This is a genomic window from Pseudomonas sp. UBA3149 (genome assembly GCF_002364655.1).
Lineage (GTDB): Bacteria > Pseudomonadota > Gammaproteobacteria > Pseudomonadales > Pseudomonadaceae > Chryseomonas > Chryseomonas luteola.
Genome location: NZ_DEYV01000025.1, coordinates 91,253 through 109,754, shown reverse-complemented (window position 1 = coordinate 109,754; position 18,502 = coordinate 91,253). Strand labels below are relative to the sequence as shown.

Genomic DNA, 18,502 nt, shown 5'->3' with positions numbered 1-18,502 from the left:
TTTTGTTAGCGGCTCTAAATAGGATAAGAAACCCAAAAAATCTGGACAGTAAAGCCAGAAGCGACGCTTATTAAATGCACAGCCTCCCTCTAAAAAAGCAATTAAACAAGACAGCTTTAGCTCAGAAGTACAAACCAACAATTACAATGCAAGCGTATAAGATAGACAAATAATTCAGCGAGTATATAAGCAAGAAATACTCAACTTAATTTTTAATTAATCGAGCTTCGCATGCATAAAAAAACTCAATTTACCCAGGAAATTTTCTTCAAAGAAACCCTGAGCAAATTGAGTACTATAAACAAATACCAATGTCCAATTACTCAAACATTTGCATATGATTTAAACAGGAACAGCTTTTACCACGTACTGGAAAGGTAAAGCATCTTCCATAGCCACCTGAGGATCACTGTTTGCCGCTTTTGCCATCTCACCGATCAGGGGCAAAAAGCGATCACGATGGGGCTCATTGAAAATTCGGGGCCATCCTTCGTCCACCTCAAATCCTGAGCTTCTGAAAAGCTCCAAAAGAGTCTGACGGGTAAACCAGCGAAGATGGGTTTTATCCAGAAGGCCGCTTTCTTCGTAACGAAAATCACCAATGGAAAGCTTGGCCTGTATCGACCAGTGCTGTGCGTTGGGAATGCAAGCTACTACACAGCCACCCTCTGGAATAACTTGCCTTATTTGTTTAAGGACATTCCATGGATTACTCAAATGTTCCAAGGTATCCCCAAAAACCCAGCAGTCTCTATTGCTGTGTATTGAGTAAAACTCTTGATCTGCATTATCGATATTGAGCGTTTCTGCAGAGTCACAAAACCTTTTGGCAAGCTCGGTGTAGTCAGCATCAATTTCTACGCCATGATAATTACAGGCTGAGTTGACTTTCTTGAACTCCCTAGCCAAGGCACCTGAGCTACAACCCACCTCAATAACAGACATTGACGAGGCTGGCATTATTTTTAATAAGTCTGGGTTATGTTGCTCATGCACTGGTGTTTGTTTCATAATTTTTCCTCACCGAGCAGGCGAATATCATGGGCAAGCTACAAGTGTAGCCCGGCCTTTTAAAGCCGGGCTCTGATTACAGCTTGTCGAACAAGCTAAGCTGGCTGACACGCGCAAAGGAAGCTTGCGCCGCCTCCAGCATTGTTTGCTGCAGGATGAGCTTTGAAGAAGCCTCGGCCATGTCCGTGTCACGGATATCGGACTGAGTAGACTTGTTCGTCATGTTCAAGCTTTCGTTCTCCACCGAGAGCGTCTCAATCGTATTAAGGCGCGCGCCAATTGAAGCTTGAGTAGACAGCACCTGCCCCAGCGCACTATCAATATTACCTACGGCGGCGTTCAGCGACTCATTCAGCTTGAATTTGGCCGCGTTGTCACCCGACACCGGCGCTTTCAGCGCTTTCGACAAATTAGACAGCGTATCCAGGATACCTTGGGTATTCTGTGACTTAGGCGAAACACTCAACCGGTCGCCAGCCTGCGCGGTACCACCAACATCAAACTGGACGCCGCCATACGTCAGCGTGTTGCTGTTGAGCGCGCCTGAAGCCAAGGGCTTGTCACCTTCAGAAAGAGGCTGAGCATAGACTTCGTAATCGGTAGTGCTGGTGAACTTGATCGTCACTCCGGAAGCTGGAAAGGTCGATGAGTACGCGCCTGCATCTACAATCCTGGCATTGCCAATCTGAGCATTCGACGCATTTTGGCCTGAGACGGTGAACTTGTCTGAGGCGACCGACAGTTCGAATGTGTGTCCTTTCAGTTGATCCTCAGCGCTTGGAGCTGCAGACAGTGCGTTAAAGTCAAGAGCAAACTCAACACCCCGGAACGATATGTTGTTCTTGCTTTTGGCAACATCGAACGAGCCGGTCGTCAACGTCTGGCTCGGGTCAGCCTTGCTGTAAATTTTGTATTCATTACTGCTGGTCAGCTCGGCTACATAAGGCGCACCGCTGCGATAGCTATTGTCAAAGCTCTGCTCGTTGCTGATTACGCCCTGCCCCATATAGGCCTTCTGGCCGCTGCTGGGTGCATTGGTCAACGTTGTGCCGGTACGGCTGCTGTTGCCTACGTTTTCAAACAGACTCCAGCCGCTATCGTTGGACGAAAGCCGCATTGAGCTGGATACCTGAACTTCAAGAGTGCCTTGGTCTCCCGTATAGCTATAGCTTCCGTCAGGATTTTGGGTGAATGGAGCTGACGAACTCTTGGCCCCACCAAACAAGTATTGGCCATTTGCATCCTGGCTATTCATCGAGGTCAAGAGCTGCTGTTGAATCTGGTCAATTTCAGCTGCTACGGACTTTCTGTCGATATCAGAATAGGAGCCATTGCCCGCACCAAGCGCCAACTCACGTGCGCGCTGCAGCATGTTGCCCATGGAAGTCAGTACACTTTCCTCTTGCAGCAAACTATTTTTCGCCGTATCCAGATTGCCTTTGTACTGTCCAAGCTGAGCCTGTTGCTGCTCCAACTGAAGCAGACGAGCAGCGCCAACAGGATCGTCTGCCGGCGTCTGGATACGAACGCCGCTGGAGATCTGCTGTTGAGTTTTAACAATGCTCGAATAGCCGTTCTGATATCCGGCAATATTCGAAGCAAACATTTGTGAAGTAGAGATGCGCATGAATAAAGCCTCTATCGAACTGCGTTGATCAGCGTATCGAACGTGCTGCGAGCAATCGAGATCACCTGCGCAGACGCGTTGTAATACTGTTGAAACTTGACCAGGTTGGCCGCCTCTTCGTCCAGGTTGACGCCTGATACCGAATCACGACTGTCTTTTGCTTGGGTCAGCACAGCGCTCGTTGCCTTGGTGTCGAGCTGGGCTTGACTTGTAATGGCCCCTACTCGCTCAATCAATGAGCTATAAGCACCAGTAATGCTGGTTCCTACACTCCCGCCACTGACGCCCACCGCATTCTTGGTTTGCAGATTCAGCAGTTGCTGAGCGTTGCGGTTGTCAGAGGCGCCGCTCTTGTTGAACGACACGGTGAGACTGTCATCCTTGGATGGAGAGCCGCTCACCGTCATTTCAAACGAGAACGTTTTGGCCGTTCCGTCTGTATTCAGTACCGCATTGCCAGCGTCATCCAGTACAGGAACATTGACAGCAACCTTGTTGTTGTTGCCCGGAACGATAGTACCGGTCCCGATGGATTCACCCTTGGTATTGAATACCGAGTAGCTCTGAGAGCCATTCGCGACGTCACCAAATACAATCTTGACCGGCGTGCCGTTCTTGATACCCGCCTGCATCTGAGCATTGGCGGTAGCATCATTGACATCCAGCTTGGTCGTCAAAGTCGGCTGCGTCACACTGCCAGACCCTTTATTACCGGTTGTAAGCGTGGCGGACAGCGGTGCAGCGAACGCCAGCTGAGAGGCATCCTTGAGCTGCGCGGAGATGTCTGCCGCCCCGGTACGAGTCGGTATGATCGTGAACTTGTCACCCTTTACCGCAGACCCGCTCGCCAGGCTCAGCGAGAAGCCATCAATCACCGGTGCAGGTGAAGCATCCAGGTTGTAAGAGCCCATGGCTTGGCCATCGGAAAGACGGCGCACCGAATATCTATTACCTTCCAGCATCGTGACTTCATAGTCACTAGTGGTCAGCTTGCTGGTGTCCTTGATGTCTACGTTCAGGCTTGCCGTCTTATCGCTGTTGCCAATCTGGGCAAGGCTGCGATGAGAAACGTTGGCGGCGCTGTTAAGATCAGCAAACATCGGCGAACCGAAGTTGCCGTTAAGATCCAGGCCCTGCCCCAACTGGCTATTCACCTGCTCGGTAATCACCATCGCCATGCGGCCCAGCTCATTACGGGCCGGATCAAGCACGTTGTCACGGTAGTTGAGCAATCCGCCCATTTCACCGCCCGTTACTACGGACGAGACATCTTGGGTTGTATTGGCCTTGGTCAACGTAACGGCATAACGCGCCGGATCGATCTGGCTGGGGCCTGCTGCAAGTGTAGACACGGAGTTGCCGACCACCAGGGGCTGACCTGAGCCGATATACAGGTTGTAGTTGCCGTCCTGGTTGACCACCGTCACGCCGATCATCTCAGAAAGCTGACGTACCGCCTCGTCCCGGGCATCCAGCAGATCGTTGGGCGAAGCGCCGTTGCCCGAGGCCTCGGCAATAGCCTGGTTGTACTGAGCTACGCTACCTGCCAGTTTGTTGGCCTGTGTGGCCATGCTGGCCAACTGCTCGTTAACGTAGTTATTTTGGTCTATCAGCTGGTTGGTTACGGAGTTGAAGCGCTCGCTCAAGCCCTGAGCCTGTGTCAGAAGCAGTTGGCGAGAGGCATTATCCGTAGGACTGGCCGATGCTGTCTGCAGCGCAGCAAAGAATGACTGCATGACCTTGCTAACGCCGGTAGTACCGTCCGACAGCAGTGAGTCGACCTGCTTGACCTGGTTGTAAAACGACTGCGCGGCGCTATTCAGCGCGGTGGTCGTCCTTACCTGGGTACCCAGATAGTCGTTATAAATACGGCGCACGTCGGCAATGGTCGTACCGGTACCAATATAGGAGGTACCTTCAAGACGCGCTGCCGTCGTTTTCTGAACGGTCTGCTGACGGGTATACCCTGCGGTATCCGCATTGGTAATGTTATGACCCGTCGTGCTCAAAGCACTCTGGCTGGCTGAAAGCCCCGAAAGTCCGATTGAAATGAGGTTCGACATGATCAGGCCTTATGAACGAATCGTAGTTGAGCTATTCGAGGCAATGTTCTGGTAAGTACCAATGCCTTGAGCAATTTGCGTTACCTTGCGTGCATAGTTCGGGTCAGTGGCATAGCCGGCTTGCTGGAGTCCTTTCATGAACTTCTCTGAATCGCCTCCGCTGTTGAGCGCCTTCTGATACCGATCGTTGTCCTGCAGAAAGCTCACATAGTCATGGAAGCTGTCTGCGTACGAGTCATATGCACGGAACTTGGCTACCTCTTTAACGGGCTGCCCGTTCACATATTCGGTAGTCAGTGCACGCGCCGAACCACCCTGCCAGCCATGAGCCTTGATGCCGAACAGGTTGTGGCTACTGGAGCCGTCCTGCTGCTGGATGATGGACTTGCCCCAGCCGGTTTCAAGTGCAGCCTGGGCTACCAGAAAACGCGGGTCGACGCCGATCCGCTCAGCCGCTTCCTTCGCCATTGGCAGCATCGTGTTAACGAAGTCCTCACGGCTACTGAAGGATGACTTACTGGCCAGGGGTGGTTGCGCATACCGACGTCCACTAATCTCTTGGGAGGCACCCGTACTCAGACCTTTATCGGCCGAAACGGCCAGAGCTTGAGCAGGCTTCCAATCATTTTTTGACAGTGCAGTGTTAGCCGTGCCGGCAACTTGACTGGTCGGATTTTGTACATCCGGCACAATACCGGCCATGACGCGATCAACCAGCTTTCCAGGCAACGCCAGGCGGCGTTGATTGAGAAACTTGGAGTCATCACGCGCAGGATCTACAGTGGCCAGTTTGTGATCGGAGCGAAGCGTTGAAGGCTGGGCAGCCGCTGAAGCCTCACTTTTCGGCGCCGCCGCTGCCTGCCCTACCTGCGCAAATGGATTCGGACGATGGCTGGTCTGACCCGTCTTCGAGAGCTGACGCTCAAGCACAGAGGCTAAGCCAAGGCCACCACCCTCTCGCGAGAGCGACACGGCCATCTGCTGGTCATACATGCTCTGGTATTGCTTGGTCGTTTCGCTCTGAAACGGACTGTCCTTATCGGCCAGCACTTCATTAGCCGAGCGCATGGACTTCATCATCTGGTTCAGGAAGAGCGACTCGAACTCCTGAGCCACTTTCTTGACGTTTTCCTCACTATCCCGGTTCTTGCCCTTCATCTGGGCAAGGCGGTTCAGGTCGGTGTATGCGCCGGAATCGACGTTACTGCTGTAGGTTCCGCCCAAACGAGAGTCCATGACTACTGCTCCGTTAAATTACAATCAGATCGGCCTGCAAGGCGCCAGCCTGTTTAAGCGCCTCGAGGATCGCCATCAAATCACTGGGTGCTGCGCCAACTTGGTTGACGGCCCGTACAATCTCATCAAGAGTCGTGCCAGGACCAAACCTGAACATCGGCTTGGCTTCCTGCTTGGCCTTGACCGTCGAGTTGGGTACCACTGCTGTCTGGCCGTCCGAGAGCGGATTGGGCTGACTGACAATGAGATCTTCACTGATGGTGACCGTCAGGCTGCCGTGCGTAACAGCTGCAGGCGCAACTTTTACGTTCTGCCCGACGACGATAGTGCCGGTACGCGAGTTGATAATGACCTTGGCAACTGCTTCGCCTGGGCTGACTTCCAGGTTTTCCAGCACAGAGATATAGTCCACGCGCTGGTTGGGATCGAGCGGTGCCGTCACACGAACCGAGCCGCCATCTACTGCCGTTGCCACACCGGGACCCAGCAGGTCGTTGATCTTGTCAACGATATGTTTGGCGGTTGTAAAGTCCGAACGGTTAAGGTTCAGCGTCAGCGAGTTGCCTTGATCGAAGCCGCTCGGAACCGGACGCTCGACGGTGGCCCCGCCAGGGATACGCCCTGCTGACGGAACGTTGACAGTGATACGCGAGCCGTCCTTACCTTCTGCGTCAAAACCACCTACAACCAGGTTGCCTTGCGCGACGGCATACACATTACCGTCGATACCTTTTAGCGGAGCCATCAACAGGCTACCGCCACGCAGGCTCTTGGCATTACCGATCGACGAGATGGTAACGTCGATCGTCTGGCCTGGCTTGGCAAACGCTGGCAGGTCCGCATGAATGGATACAGCAGCCACGTTTTTAAGCTGGACGTTTCCGCCGTTGGGGACCTTGATACCGAACTGCGCCATCATGTTATTGAAGGTCTGGACGGTAAACGGTGTCTGAGTCGTCTGGTCACCTGTACCATTCAGGCCTACAACCAAGCCATAACCAATCAACTGGTTGGTCCGCACGCCCTGAATCGTGGCGATGTCCTTGAGGCGTTCTGCCTGGACTGCCGTTGCCGACAGTACCAGTGCGAAAGCAACGCATAGATGTTTCAACATGATTTCACGCCTCAGAACGGAAATAGCGGACTAGTAAAGAAGCGGCTCAACCAACCCGGCTGACTGGCATCGGCAAATGCCCCGGTACCGGAATAGGTAATCCGTGCATCTGCTACCCGAGTGGAAGACACGGTGTTATTGGTGCTGATATCGTCTGCACGAATCAGTCCAGAAATGCGCATCAGCTCATTACCTGTGTTGAGCGTCAGCCATTTTTCACCCCTGACGGCCAATACTCCGTTGGGCATCACATCTGCCACCGTCACGGTCAAAGAACCCGTCAGACTGTTGCCTTGTGCAGCCTTGGCATCACCCTTGTTCTCTCGAGCGCCGTCAAACTGGGCGCCCAGGTTCAGGTTGCCACCCGAAAGCGGGTTGCCAATCTGCGCCTTGGTGCCAAACAGAGAGCTGACCCCAAGATTGGCCGAGCTGTCCTTGGAAATATCCGAACTCGCGTTCTTGCTCGCCTGAGTCCTTTCTTCCAGCGTGATGGTAATGATGTCACCTACGCGGAACGCCTTGCGGTCGGTATACAGATTCTGGTCGAACCCAGGCTGGTAAATGGAGCCATTGTTCTGCGCAGCCGGCATCGGCGTGCGCGGCAGCACCGGCGCGTAATACGGATCGTTTGGCTGAGCAGCAGGTGCTACGCAGCCAACCAGCAATACAGCGCCAAGCGCTGGAACAAGAGCAAGAAGGCGGTTCATACAAACAACGACCTCGCGAATAAAAGCGATTACAGGTTCTGAGTAACGAAGCCAAGCATCTGGTCAGCGGTGGAGATGACCTTGGAGTTCATCTCGTAAGCGCGCTGAGTAGTGATCATGTTCACTAACTCTTCCACGGTGCTTACGTTGGAGTTTTCCAATGTCTGCTGCATGACGGTGCCAAGACCATTCAAGCCAGGGGTACCGTTCTGCGGAGCACCACTGGCAGCGGTTTCCATGAACAGGTTGTTGCCTACAGCCTGCAGGCCGCCCGGGTTGATAAAGTCAGCCGTCTGAAGGTTGCCGATCACCTGCGGCGCCGCATTGTTAGCCGTGGTTACCGACACCGTACCGTCTTCGCCCACAGTAAAGGTTCTGGTCTCGGCAGGAACAACAATCGCTGGCTCCAGCGCGAAACCATTGGCGGTAACGACCTGACCATCAGAGTTCAGGTGGAAGGTACCGTCACGGGTATAGGCAATCGTGCCGTCCGGCATGGAAACCTGGAAGAAACCACGACCGTTGATGGCCATGTCCAACGGCTGATCCGTGGTTTGCAGGCTACCTTCGGTAAAGTTTTTCTGGGTACCTACGATACGTACACCAGTACCCAGTTGCAGACCTGACGGCAGCTGGCTGTCCTGAGTGGACTGGGCGCCTGGCTGGCGACGTACCTGATACAGCAAATCCTGGAACTCGGCACGGTCGCGCTTGAAGCCCGTCGTGGAGACGTTGGCCAGGTTGTTGGAAATAGTGGTCAGGTTCATGTCCTGAGCGGACAGACCTGTTTTACTGACCCACAATGCAGACATCATAATTGCGTTCTCCTCAAGCGCCGGCTTTACGGCGTTTCATGCAAACTGATAATTAGGATTGCAAAACCTTTGCCATCGCAGCCGAGTTGTCTTCAGCCGAACGCATCATCTTGATGTGCAACTCGAACTGACGGGCCAGGGCAAGAACAGAGGTCATTTCTTCAGCAGCATTCACGTTGCTGCTTTCTACGAATCCCGAAGCCACACGGACATTGGCATCCGGCGCTGCAGGCTGGTTGTTCTTAGTGTGGATCAGGCCATCAAGACCTTTTTCCATTTGCTTGGTATCAGGGTTAACCAGCTTGATGCGGTCAACCTCGGCCAGTACGCGAGGACTCTCACCTAGCGCCTGAATACTGATTGTGCCGTCCTGACCGATTTCCACCTTGGCTTGCGGAGGCACCGCAATAGGTCCGCCATTGCCAATGACCGGAAAGCCGCCGCTAGTACGCAGCTGACCCAATGCATCAATCTGAAGGCTGGCGGTACGTACATACGCCTCGCTACCATCGGGCGCCTGGACAGCAATCATGCCGTTACCCTCGATAGCGATATCCAGGTTCCGTCCGGTCTCTTGAAGCGAGCCAGGCGTAAAGTCCGTTGCCGGACGCTCGCTCATGGCATAGACGCGTGAAGGATGAGTATCACCAAATACCTGCATCGAGCGTGCTTGCTCAAGATCCTTACGGAACCCTGAAGTGGAAACGTTCGCCAAGTTGTTGGCGTGGGCACGCTGTGCCATTTCATTCTGGCTGGCACCGCTCATAGCGACGTAAAGCAACTTGTCCATAGAATCCTCTAGCGACGGTTTTTTGCAGCGAATTGCTTCGATGCAGGATCTATAGCAAGGCCTGTGCCATATTATTTAAATTAGTTAAGTAGTTGATTTAAAAAGAAAAAGGCCTCGGATGAGGCCTTTTTATCAGAGCGCCGGAATATTGTTGCCGCTAGCGGCAAACCTATCCTTCCCCTAATTAACGAATCTGAATGATCGTCTGGGAAATAGCGTTTTCAGTTTCGATGGTCTTGGCGTTAGCCTGATAGTTGCGCTGAGCAACGATCAGGTCTACCAGCTGAGCCGTCAGATCCACGTTGGAATCTTCCAATGAGCCGGACTCGATCGTACCAATCACACCTGAACCCGGAGTACCACGAACAGGCTCGCCGGACGCAACGGTCTGGATCCAATTAGTGTTGCCTACCGGACGCAGGCCCTGCATGTTGGCGAAGGTAGCCAGAACAGTCTGACCAATGTTTTTCGACTGGCCATTGGTGTAGTTGGCGAACAACGTGCCGCTGGCATCTACGGAAAGACCTGACAGCTGACCCGTGGTATAGCCATCCTGGGTTACTTTAGTAACTGCAGAGCTGCTGTTAGTCTGGGTGACCTTGGTGATATCCAGGGTTACACCCGCACCGTTGGCAGCCGCGCCATTGGCACCCCAAACGACCGGATCAGCCTTGCTGTCTTTAACAGCAGCAGGCACCCAGTTGTTCATGGTCAGCACGTTGTTTGCGTCGACCTGGAAGTCATTCGACGCAATTGAGCTCATACGACCGGCAGCGTCAAAATTCACGTTCGCTGAATACGGTGTGGTTGAGGTTGGATCTGCAGGGTTACGACCGTCAACCGTTACATACATGGTCCACTGGTTTGTATCATTCTTGACGAAGTACTGCATCATGTTGTGCTCGTTACCTTGAGTATCGAACACACTGACTGAGGTAGACCAGTTGTAGCTAGAAGCCAGATTAGGATCGAATGTAGTGGACGTCGGTACCGTCGAGCTTGAGTTCAAGGTCAGCGTCTGTGCTACGGCAGTCGTGGCTTTAGGCAGCTGGTTGGTCGTATCGACCACAAGGTCAGTCACCGCGCCGGGCACAATATTACCATCGATATCAGCACGATAGCCCTGGAGACGGTTGCCCGAATTGTCAACGATATAGCCTTCTTTATCCGTGCTGAACGTACCGTTACGAGTATAGGTCTCCGTACCGTTGTTGCTCATGATGTAAAAGCCATTACCGTTAATGGCCATGTCCAGGCTATTGCCGGTCTTGCTGATTGTGCCCTGCGTGAACTGCTGGGAAATATTGGCAGTCAAGACGCCGCTGCCTGTGGTGTTATTGCCTACACCAAACATCGACGTTGCATAGATATCGGCAAATTCGGCACGGGATGCCTTGAAGCCGGTGCTGCCTACGTTGGCAATGTTATTACCGGTAACGTTCAAGTGAGTGCTTGCTGCTTTCAGACCGCTCAGACCAACATTGAATGACATAATTCTTTCCTCTGCCGGACTGCCGGCTTACTGACCAATCATCTGAACTTGCGACAGCGTCACGCTGCCCAGCCCAGCCAGGTTAAGTTGCATTTCACCGCCATCCTGTCCCAGCGTTACGCTATTGACGGTGGCCGGCAGATAAGTAGTCAGGGCTTGCCGCGTTTCATCGATATCGGCAGATGCCTTGAAGCTATAAATTCCCGCATCAACTTTATTACCTTTCGCATCTGTACCATCCCAGATGAAATCGGTAGTGCCTGCCTTGGCTACGCCCAGGTCGATGGTCTTGACCAGCGAACCTGCACTGTCGTACACGCCGACAGTGACATCCTTACCAGCCGCTGGCATGACCAGCGAGCCATTGAAACTCTTCGAGGTATCCACCATGGACGACCCCGTCTGGGCGATCACGGAGCGTCCCACCAGTGACGACGCCTGCAGCGCTTGCGAAGACTGATAGGTACCTGCGATGCCGTTAACTGCAGAGTTCAAGTTCTGCAGGCTTTCAACACTACTGAACTGGGCCAGCTGAGCGACGAACTCACTATTGTCCTGAGGGCTTAGCGGGTTCTGGTTGTTGAGCTGAGTGACCAGCAGCTGCAGAAAATCATCCTTTCCCAGACTGCCTTTCTTATCGGTAGACGCAGTAGCATCCTTTGACGAAGTGCTCGTAAGACTTGTCAATGCCGATGCTGCAACGCCTGCGTTATTGGTATTCGTATTGATAGTGGACATGCGTGATCTCCGCTTACTGACCTAACGTCAAGACTTTCTGCATCATCTGCTTGGCAGTGTTCATGATGTCAGCGTTGGTCTGAAATGCACGGCTTGCCGAAATCATGTCCGCCATCTCTTCCACGACATTGACGTTCGGGTAATACACATAACCGTCTTTATCAGCAGCCGGATGATTGGGCTCGTAACGGGCCTCAAGATTGCTTTGGTCTTCAACGATGCCCAGTACCTGCACACCCGTTCCAGCTTCGCCCTGCTCATCGAACAGAGAAGCGCTGCCACCGTTCTGCGCCTGGTTCAACATGGTTGCGAACACAGGGTGACGGGCACGGTAGGTCTCATCCACGCTGGACGAAACGGTCTCGGCGTTAGCAATGTTACTGGCGATGGTATTCAGGCGCGTGGTCTGTGCGCTCATACCTGTACCAGCAATGTTGAATACATTACTCAGGGACATGGTTACTCTCCACGAAGGGCAGACATGAGCCCTTTGAATTTGTTGTTAAGCAACGTGAAGCTGGCCTGGAACTGCACAGAGTTTTCTGCGTAATTGGCTTGCTCTACTTGCTCATCTACAGTGTTCTGATCCAGCGAAGGCTGAGTGGGTATGCGATAGCGCATCGCAGCATCCGCTGACAGATCACCGAAACCTTCAGCCTCGATATGACGAGTGTTGGTCGTATCAAGGTTGAATTTGCTATGCGACGACTTGCTGGCTTGCTCTGCCAGAACGGCCGAGAAATCCAGATCGCGCGCCTTGTATCCAGGCGTGTCGGCGTTAGCAATGTTGTTGCCCAACACTTCGGCGCGTTGAGAACGGAAATTCAACGCCTGCTGATGGATACCCAATGCTTTATCGAAACTGATACTCATGGTCATGAACCTATTGCCAGAAGGGCTATCTCCCTTTAGCAATGCACATGCCAACTATTAAAACCCTTAAATATCAATGGCTTAAAAAAATAAGGCGCGCTACGGCGCCAAAAGCGGCAAGGTTTTTCCGTATTTGAAGGGGCAAGCGGCAAGGATGACGGCAAAACTTTGACAGGAAGGATGGCAAGACAGGAAAAGAAAAGGCCCGACATGTCGGGCCTTTGGCTTATTTCGCTTTGTAAATGATGCCAGGATTACACTGGACCATCTGATAGAGTTCCGGCAGCCCGTTCAAGGCTTCCGACGCCCCCAGGAACAGGTAGCCTCCCGGTTTGAGCGTGCCGTGAATACGCGTCAGGATATCTTTCTTCACATCAGCCGAGAAATAAATCAGCACGTTGCGGCAAAAGACCATGTCGAACTTGCCCAGGCTGGCATAACTGTCCAACAGATTGAGCGCTCTGAATTCAACGCGGCTTTTAATAGCGGGCTTTACTGACCACCGATTCGGCGGAACCACGTCAAAATTACGTTGCAGTCTTTCCTGGGAAAGGCCGCGCCCGATTGCCAATGAGTCATACTCACCCGATTTAGCCGCTGTCAAAATTACACCGGATAAGTCTGTTGCTACGATCTGGACACCGCTGCGTAGCTGGCCTGGACTGCTACGCTCAAACTCGTCTATGGTCATCGATAGTGAGTAAGGTTCCTGGCCCGACGAGCAGGCTGCCGACCAGATACGCAGTCGCTGCCCAGGGTTGGCTTTGGTCAACTCCGGTAACAGGCGATTTTTCAGAACCTCAAACGGGTAGGTATCACGAAACCATAGGGTTTCATTGGTCGTCATCGCATCGACGACCTTCTCCTTAAGCCCACTGCGTGGCTGGGTCTGGATACGCTGTACCAGCTCTCCCAACGACTTGATTCCTTCCGCCTCCATCAGTTTGTTGAGGCGACTGGAAACCAGATACTGTTTATTATCACCAAGCAGGATTCCACACGTCTTTTCAAGAAAGACACGGAACTGCATAAAATCTGCATTAACTGCTGACACTTCCGTTCTGCTCCTGAATCAGAAAAGAAGAGCGTTGATCATCTCAGCCTTCATCGGCTGCCTTGATACGCTCAATAACCCGGGATGCAAGATCATCGGGGCGGAATTTAGCGAGGAAATCATTAGCTCCAACCTTCTTAACCATAGCTTGGTTGAATACACCAGACAGCGAGGTATGAAGAAGGATATGGAGGTTGCTCATCCGGGGGTCGTTACGGATTTCTGCCGTCAAAGTATAGCCGTCCATTTCAGGCATCTCGATATCAGAGATCAGCATGAGCAACTCCCGCTCCGGCTTTTCACCATTATCGACCATGTCCTTCAGGAAATTCAGCGCCTGACGTCCGTCATTGAGCGCAGTTACTTCCACTCCAACGGTTCCCAGACAGCGGCTCACCTGCTTACGTGCCACAGACGAGTCATCGACGATCAGCACATGCTTGGTAACGGCTTTTGCCTGAACAACCGTGTCTATAACACCTTCCGAAATGGTTTCGACCGAAGGCGCTACTTCTGAAAGGATTTTTTCCACGTCGATAATTTCAACCAGCTGATTATCGACACGCGTAACAGCCGTCAGGTAATGATCACGACCGGTTCCCTTGGGTGGCGGTTGGATCATATCCCAGTTCATATTGATGATTCGCTCGACGGAGCGCACCAGGAAGCCCTGAACCTTGGTGTTGTATTCTGTAATAATGACGAAGCTGTTCGTCAGATCATCCAGACCACGGCGACCCGTTGCCAGCGCCAGGTCCATGATCGGAAAGGTGCCACCACGAATACTTGCAACGCCACGTACGACAGCACTGGATTTCGGCATCACGGTAAGTTTGGGGCACTGCAGCACTTCCCTTACCTTGAAGACGTTGATTCCATAAAGCTGCGGGCCGTCCAAACGGAACAACAGCAGTTCCAGCCGATTCTGCCCGACCAACTGAGTACGCTGGTTGACTGCATCTAATACGCCAGCCATTTGTGAACTCCTGAAAAGGCCGGCCTATCGGATGACAGAAGACGGCACAGGGATTGCTTAGGTAGGTTCATGAACCGCCGAAGACAGTTTCTCGACGCATGAACAGACGCCACATCTCATTACTGATAACGCTTGTAGGGTTCTGCTCTGCAAACCAGACCTATGCAGCTGCCGAGCTAACCCTGCCTGAAGAACTTATCGGCGCGGCTCAAGGATTTCTTGAGGAGCGCGTTCAGGAATATTTGATCGAGAGTCATGCCGAGGGTCGACACGAGGTTCAGGTGAAAGACTTGGACCCACGTTTACGTCTGGCGGCTTGCGATCGACCGTTAACCGTTGCACAGCAGGGCCTTGAAGCACCGCTAGGCCGTGTTTCGGTACGTGTTCGATGCGAAGGAAGCACCCCTTGGACCGTCTACATTCCTGCGGAGGTTCGCCTGTATCGAAATGTCGTAGTCACTACCCGACCGTTGCTGCGCGATACGATTATAGATCCGCAAAATGTAGCTCTACTGGAGCGAGACGTCGGAAAATTGCCTCAAGGTTATCTCACCGATATCGATTTAATAATGGGCCAGAAACTCAAGCGGCAGGTAGTGGCAGATCAGATACTGGCTCCCTCCTTTCTCCAGGCAGCCGAAGTGGTGCGCAAGGGCGATCAGGTTGTCATTAGTGCGGGATCGGGAGGCTTTACTGTAAGAATGCAGGGAGAGGCGTTGGTTGATGGAGCCCAGGGAGAACAGATTCGCGTCAAGAATCTGAACTCCAAGCGCGTCATTAAAGCGCGTGTGACTGGCCCGGGAATGGTTGAGGTCGCCATGTAAACCAAACAGCCACCATGGCCTCTAACAGATGGTTTATACTGGCCCATTAGCTTTTTGCCAAACGGAGCACAAAATTTAGCCTAAAGTTTTTTTGGGCTAAGCCGAAAAGCTGGGCATGCGACCGAAACTGTCCGAGGTTCTCCATCATGGTTATTGATTTCAACAGAACGAACAGCACTTCCAGCACCGCCAGCACTAGCCGGACTACTGGACCTGCAGCGACCAATGCAACTAACAAAACCAGTGAAGTTGCCAAGGCAGCTGCCGTATCCCCAACCCAGCCAGCAGGCGAAAATGTAAAGCTGAGCGATGAAGCCCAAACGCTTCAGAAGGCTGTCGAAAAGATTCGCCAAGAGCCGGTGGTTGATAGCGAGCGTGTTAATCGCCTGAAGCAGGCCATTGCTGATGGCAGCTATAAAGTCGATAGCCAGCGCGTAGCTTCCAAACTGCTTGATTTTGAATCCCAGCGCTAAGCGACGCAGCGTTGGAAATATGACGCACGAGTGTAGATCGTATGCACAACGCCAGCTTGCTTGAGCTAACCCTTAGCGATTTGAACATCGCTACAAGGTTACTGGAACTGATCGAGTTAGAACACGAAGCCCTGGTAAATCGCAAGTTCGATTTGCTTGGCCTGCTGCTGGATGAAAAGCAGCCACTCCTGGTTCAACTGGATCAGCATAATCACTTGCGCTCTGCACAATTGCAGCGCCTGGGGTTACCCTTGAGCCGTGAAGGCCTGTTAGCCTATGCCGAACGTTTCGAGCAGGACGATCAGTTGATCGAGGCGGCAGACCAGCTCACGACCGTTATTGAGCAGTGCAAGGAAGCCAATAACCGGAATGGCCAGATCATCAAGGCCAACCAGTATACTGTGGCCAGCATGCTCGAAATTTTGCAGGGTCCTCCTGTGCCCAGTCTGTACAACAGACGCGGCCATCTGCCCCGCTCGAGTTACCAACGCCCGTTAAGTCAGGTATGAATTGTTGAAACAATGGCTGGGATTAAACGATCCCGGCCATTCTTTATTTATTTGTCAAGAAATGGAGACAGGGCGTGTCCAACGCATTTAATGATGTGCAGGGTCCTCAGCCACCCAAGCTGCTCAAAACACCTATTGAGATAGCTGCATACCTAAAACCGTTGGTGGAAACCCGTAGTCCACTCCGCATAACCTTTCTGGAACGTAACAGACAGTTCCAGAGCTTTCTGATCGACATCAATACCGAACAAGGCTTGATCGCGCTGGATGAACTCATCCCTACCGAGGGGGAACGACTACTGCTTCAGGGAGAGCGTTTTCGCATCGACAGCTCCCATGAAGGCGTGCAAATCACTTGGGAGTATGACGTTCCAGGCAATTTGAGCGAGCTGAACGACAGCCGCTGCTACTGGTTTCCACTCCCGAAGGAAGTAAGCTATCACCAGCGCCGAAATGCCTTTCGGGTCCGCCTTCAGCTTAATCGCCAGCCAACAGCCGAGCTCTCAGACCTTCCCAGTAAAAAATTCCTAAAAGGTTCGCTCTTGGACATTTCGGCGACCGGCTGCAAGATCCGTATCGCCAAGAATGCAACGTCCATGGTGTCTCCTGGTGAGCTACTGGAAAAATTCTCCGTAGCCCTTCCTGGCAGCTCCCTTAGCTCAACAGTAGAAGTCCGCCACGTTTCTTATAACGAAAGGCTAGATTGTACCGAGGTAGGCCTGCGCTTCTATCGCATGTCGGGCCTAACTCAACGTCAGGTCGAACGCTTCGTCTATCAACTTCAACGCGAAACACGGCGGATAGACTAACGCTTGGGCTCATCCTCAGGTATAGGATTGCTCTCTTCAGCCATAGCCTCCACTGCAGATGAGGAAGTCTCTTCATCTGCAGCCTCCGCTGGAGTTGCCACCGCCTCTGCATTCTGCATCTGATCATGGACTACCTGCTCATCTACTCGCGGGTCCAGTGCCGCAACCAAAGGTGAGCTGGCCAGGCTATCCGGCATAGGCACGTGTTGCAGCGGGGCCTCGTCGACACGGTGCAAGCCTTTTACATCCTGCGGCCTGATACGCCACACCAGGATCAATCCGCACACACCGATGGACGCGTACAACATGTTGGCGCCGAACCAATTCATCAAGGCACCTACCAATAGCGGACCGATACAGGCCCCCACGCCAAAGGTGGCCAGGAGCATGGCGGTAAGGGATACCCGTCGCTCCCCTTCCACATGGTCGTTGGAAAGCGCAACGGCTAGAGGATAAAGCACAAAAAGCAACATGCTGACTGCAAAGCCAAGAGCAAGCAGCAGTAATAAGGGGACCTTGGGCAATAACGCCAGCGGTAGTGCAGCCACCACCAGAACAAGCGCAACCTTATTAATCAGCCAACTACGATCATGGCGGTCGGAAAGCCAACCAATAGGCCATTGGGCCAGCAGCCCTGCGAAAATACAAACCCCCATGAATAAGCCGACTCGCTCGGTTGGCAGCCCTTGGGCCGCGGCGTAAACAGGCGCAAGACCATAAAACGAACCGATAGCGAGGCCACTCACTACAGTTGTTGTTAACGATTGGGGGATTCGTTTGAAGAAAAATCCAGGATCAAGAGGAGCCGGACTCATCGGGGCCGGGTGGATCTTCGCAGTGATCGCAACAGGCACCAGACAGAGCGCAAAACAGAGCGCAACCAGCATAAGCTTTTCGCTACCGAGCTCAGGCCAGGCAATCAGGACACCTTGCCCTAGAACCAGACCAAAGTAGGAAGCCGTCATATACCCCGAGAATACCTTGCCTCTCTGGTTGGGCTCAGCTTGCTCATTCAACCAGCTTTCCAACACCATGTACTGGCACATCATGCCCATCCCTACCAGCATACGCAGCAGCAGCCACACGGGCAGAAAGGGCAATATTCCGGTTCCCAGAACTGCAGCAGTTACGATTCCCGCACAAGCAACGTAAGCCCTTATATGCCCTACACGCGCAATAAGACGATGCCCTACCTTGCCTCCCAACACCAGACCCAAGTATTGAGCACCTGTCAATGCACCGATCCAGGCCCCTGGAACTTCCTCGGACGCAAGCCTTAGTGCCATATAGGTGCTAAGCAGACCTGAGCCGATCAGCATGAGCAACGTAGCGGCATAAAGCGCTCGGAAGGCAGATAACGTACGTCCCATTACAGCTCCTTACGAAGGCAG

The 18,502-nt window shown here is 52.8% G+C and carries 19 protein-coding genes; 4 read left to right on the top strand and 15 right to left on the bottom strand.

Translation table 11 applies throughout. The features are described 5' to 3' along the window. Positions 1 to 342: 342 nt before the first annotated feature. From B3729_RS14545 to B3729_RS14480, 14 genes are all read right to left on the bottom strand, one after another. Positions 343 to 1,011, bottom strand: a complete 669-nt coding sequence (locus B3729_RS14545) for a class I SAM-dependent methyltransferase (protein ID WP_286788234.1) — start codon at positions 1,009 to 1,011, stop codon at positions 343 to 345. 76 nt (positions 1,012 to 1,087) lie between these two features. Continuing rightward, positions 1,088 to 2,638, bottom strand: a complete 1,551-nt coding sequence (locus B3729_RS14540; protein ID WP_286788233.1) for a flagellar hook-associated protein 3 — start codon at positions 2,636 to 2,638, stop codon at positions 1,088 to 1,090. An 11-nt stretch (positions 2,639 to 2,649) separates the two neighbouring features. Then, positions 2,650 to 4,701, bottom strand: coding sequence for a flagellar hook-associated protein FlgK (flgK, locus tag B3729_RS14535; protein ID WP_286788232.1), 2,052 nt, complete (start codon positions 4,699 to 4,701; stop codon positions 2,650 to 2,652). Between the two features lie 9 nt (positions 4,702 to 4,710). Further along, positions 4,711 to 5,937 (bottom strand): flagellar assembly peptidoglycan hydrolase FlgJ, encoded by a 1,227-nt coding sequence (flgJ, locus tag B3729_RS14530; protein WP_219653229.1) that lies wholly within the window; start codon positions 5,935 to 5,937, stop codon positions 4,711 to 4,713. A gap of 13 nt (positions 5,938 to 5,950) precedes the next feature. After that, entirely contained in the window at positions 5,951 to 7,051 is a 1,101-nt protein-coding gene (locus B3729_RS14525) for a flagellar basal body P-ring protein FlgI (protein WP_286788231.1), read from the bottom strand. 11 nt (positions 7,052 to 7,062) lie between these two features. Continuing rightward, positions 7,063 to 7,758 carry a flagellar basal body L-ring protein FlgH gene (gene flgH / locus B3729_RS14520; protein ID WP_010797881.1) on the bottom strand — a complete coding sequence of 232 codons (696 nt, stop codon included), beginning with the start codon at positions 7,756 to 7,758 and terminating at the stop codon, positions 7,063 to 7,065. A gap of 29 nt (positions 7,759 to 7,787) precedes the next feature. Then, positions 7,788 to 8,573 carry a flagellar basal-body rod protein FlgG gene (flgG, locus tag B3729_RS14515; protein ID WP_010797880.1) on the bottom strand — a complete coding sequence of 262 codons (786 nt, stop codon included), beginning with the start codon at positions 8,571 to 8,573 and terminating at the stop codon, positions 7,788 to 7,790. A gap of 52 nt (positions 8,574 to 8,625) precedes the next feature. Beyond that, positions 8,626 to 9,363 (bottom strand): flagellar basal-body rod protein FlgF, encoded by a 738-nt coding sequence (gene flgF / locus B3729_RS14510; RefSeq protein WP_010797879.1) that lies wholly within the window; start codon positions 9,361 to 9,363, stop codon positions 8,626 to 8,628. A gap of 184 nt (positions 9,364 to 9,547) precedes the next feature. Next, a complete protein-coding gene (gene flgE / locus B3729_RS14505; protein ID WP_286788230.1) occupies positions 9,548 to 10,855 on the bottom strand; it encodes a flagellar hook protein FlgE in 1,308 nt (435 codons plus the stop codon). Positions 10,856 to 10,882: 27 nt separating this feature from the next. Further along, positions 10,883 to 11,593, bottom strand: coding sequence for a flagellar hook assembly protein FlgD (locus B3729_RS14500; RefSeq protein WP_010797877.1), 711 nt, complete (start codon positions 11,591 to 11,593; stop codon positions 10,883 to 10,885). Between the two features lie 13 nt (positions 11,594 to 11,606). Further along, positions 11,607 to 12,050, bottom strand: coding sequence for a flagellar basal body rod protein FlgC (gene flgC, locus B3729_RS14495; protein ID WP_010797876.1), 444 nt, complete (start codon positions 12,048 to 12,050; stop codon positions 11,607 to 11,609). Positions 12,051 to 12,052: 2 nt separating this feature from the next. After that, positions 12,053 to 12,466 (bottom strand): flagellar basal body rod protein FlgB, encoded by a 414-nt coding sequence (flgB, locus tag B3729_RS14490; protein ID WP_010797875.1) that lies wholly within the window; start codon positions 12,464 to 12,466, stop codon positions 12,053 to 12,055. Between the two features lie 226 nt (positions 12,467 to 12,692). Further along, positions 12,693 to 13,520, bottom strand: a complete 828-nt coding sequence (gene cheR, locus B3729_RS14485; RefSeq protein WP_010797874.1) for a protein-glutamate O-methyltransferase CheR — start codon at positions 13,518 to 13,520, stop codon at positions 12,693 to 12,695. A gap of 43 nt (positions 13,521 to 13,563) precedes the next feature. Beyond that, a complete protein-coding gene (locus B3729_RS14480) occupies positions 13,564 to 14,496 on the bottom strand; it encodes a chemotaxis protein CheV (protein WP_010797873.1) in 933 nt (310 codons plus the stop codon). 98 nt (positions 14,497 to 14,594) lie between these two features. Between B3729_RS14480 and flgA the strand changes: the two genes are divergently transcribed. The 4 genes from flgA to B3729_RS14460 all read left to right on the top strand — a co-directional run bounded on the left by flgA (position 14,595) and on the right by B3729_RS14460 (position 17,111). Continuing rightward, entirely contained in the window at positions 14,595 to 15,320 is a 726-nt protein-coding gene (gene flgA / locus B3729_RS14475) for a flagellar basal body P-ring formation chaperone FlgA (protein ID WP_286788229.1), read from the top strand. Between the two features lie 146 nt (positions 15,321 to 15,466). Beyond that, a complete protein-coding gene (flgM, locus tag B3729_RS14470; RefSeq protein WP_010797871.1) occupies positions 15,467 to 15,793 on the top strand; it encodes a flagellar biosynthesis anti-sigma factor FlgM in 327 nt (108 codons plus the stop codon). Positions 15,794 to 15,834: 41 nt separating this feature from the next. After that, positions 15,835 to 16,302, top strand: a complete 468-nt coding sequence (locus B3729_RS14465; protein WP_010797870.1) for a flagella synthesis protein FlgN — start codon at positions 15,835 to 15,837, stop codon at positions 16,300 to 16,302. Positions 16,303 to 16,376: 74 nt separating this feature from the next. Next, a complete protein-coding gene (locus B3729_RS14460; RefSeq protein WP_010797869.1) occupies positions 16,377 to 17,111 on the top strand; it encodes a flagellar brake protein in 735 nt (244 codons plus the stop codon). Here B3729_RS14460 and B3729_RS14455 read toward each other — a convergent pair. Continuing rightward, positions 17,108 to 18,481 carry an MFS transporter gene (locus tag B3729_RS14455; protein WP_010797868.1) on the bottom strand — a complete coding sequence of 458 codons (1,374 nt, stop codon included), beginning with the start codon at positions 18,479 to 18,481 and terminating at the stop codon, positions 17,108 to 17,110. The genes B3729_RS14460 and B3729_RS14455 overlap by 4 nt on opposite strands. Positions 18,482 to 18,502: the final 21 nt, after the last annotated feature.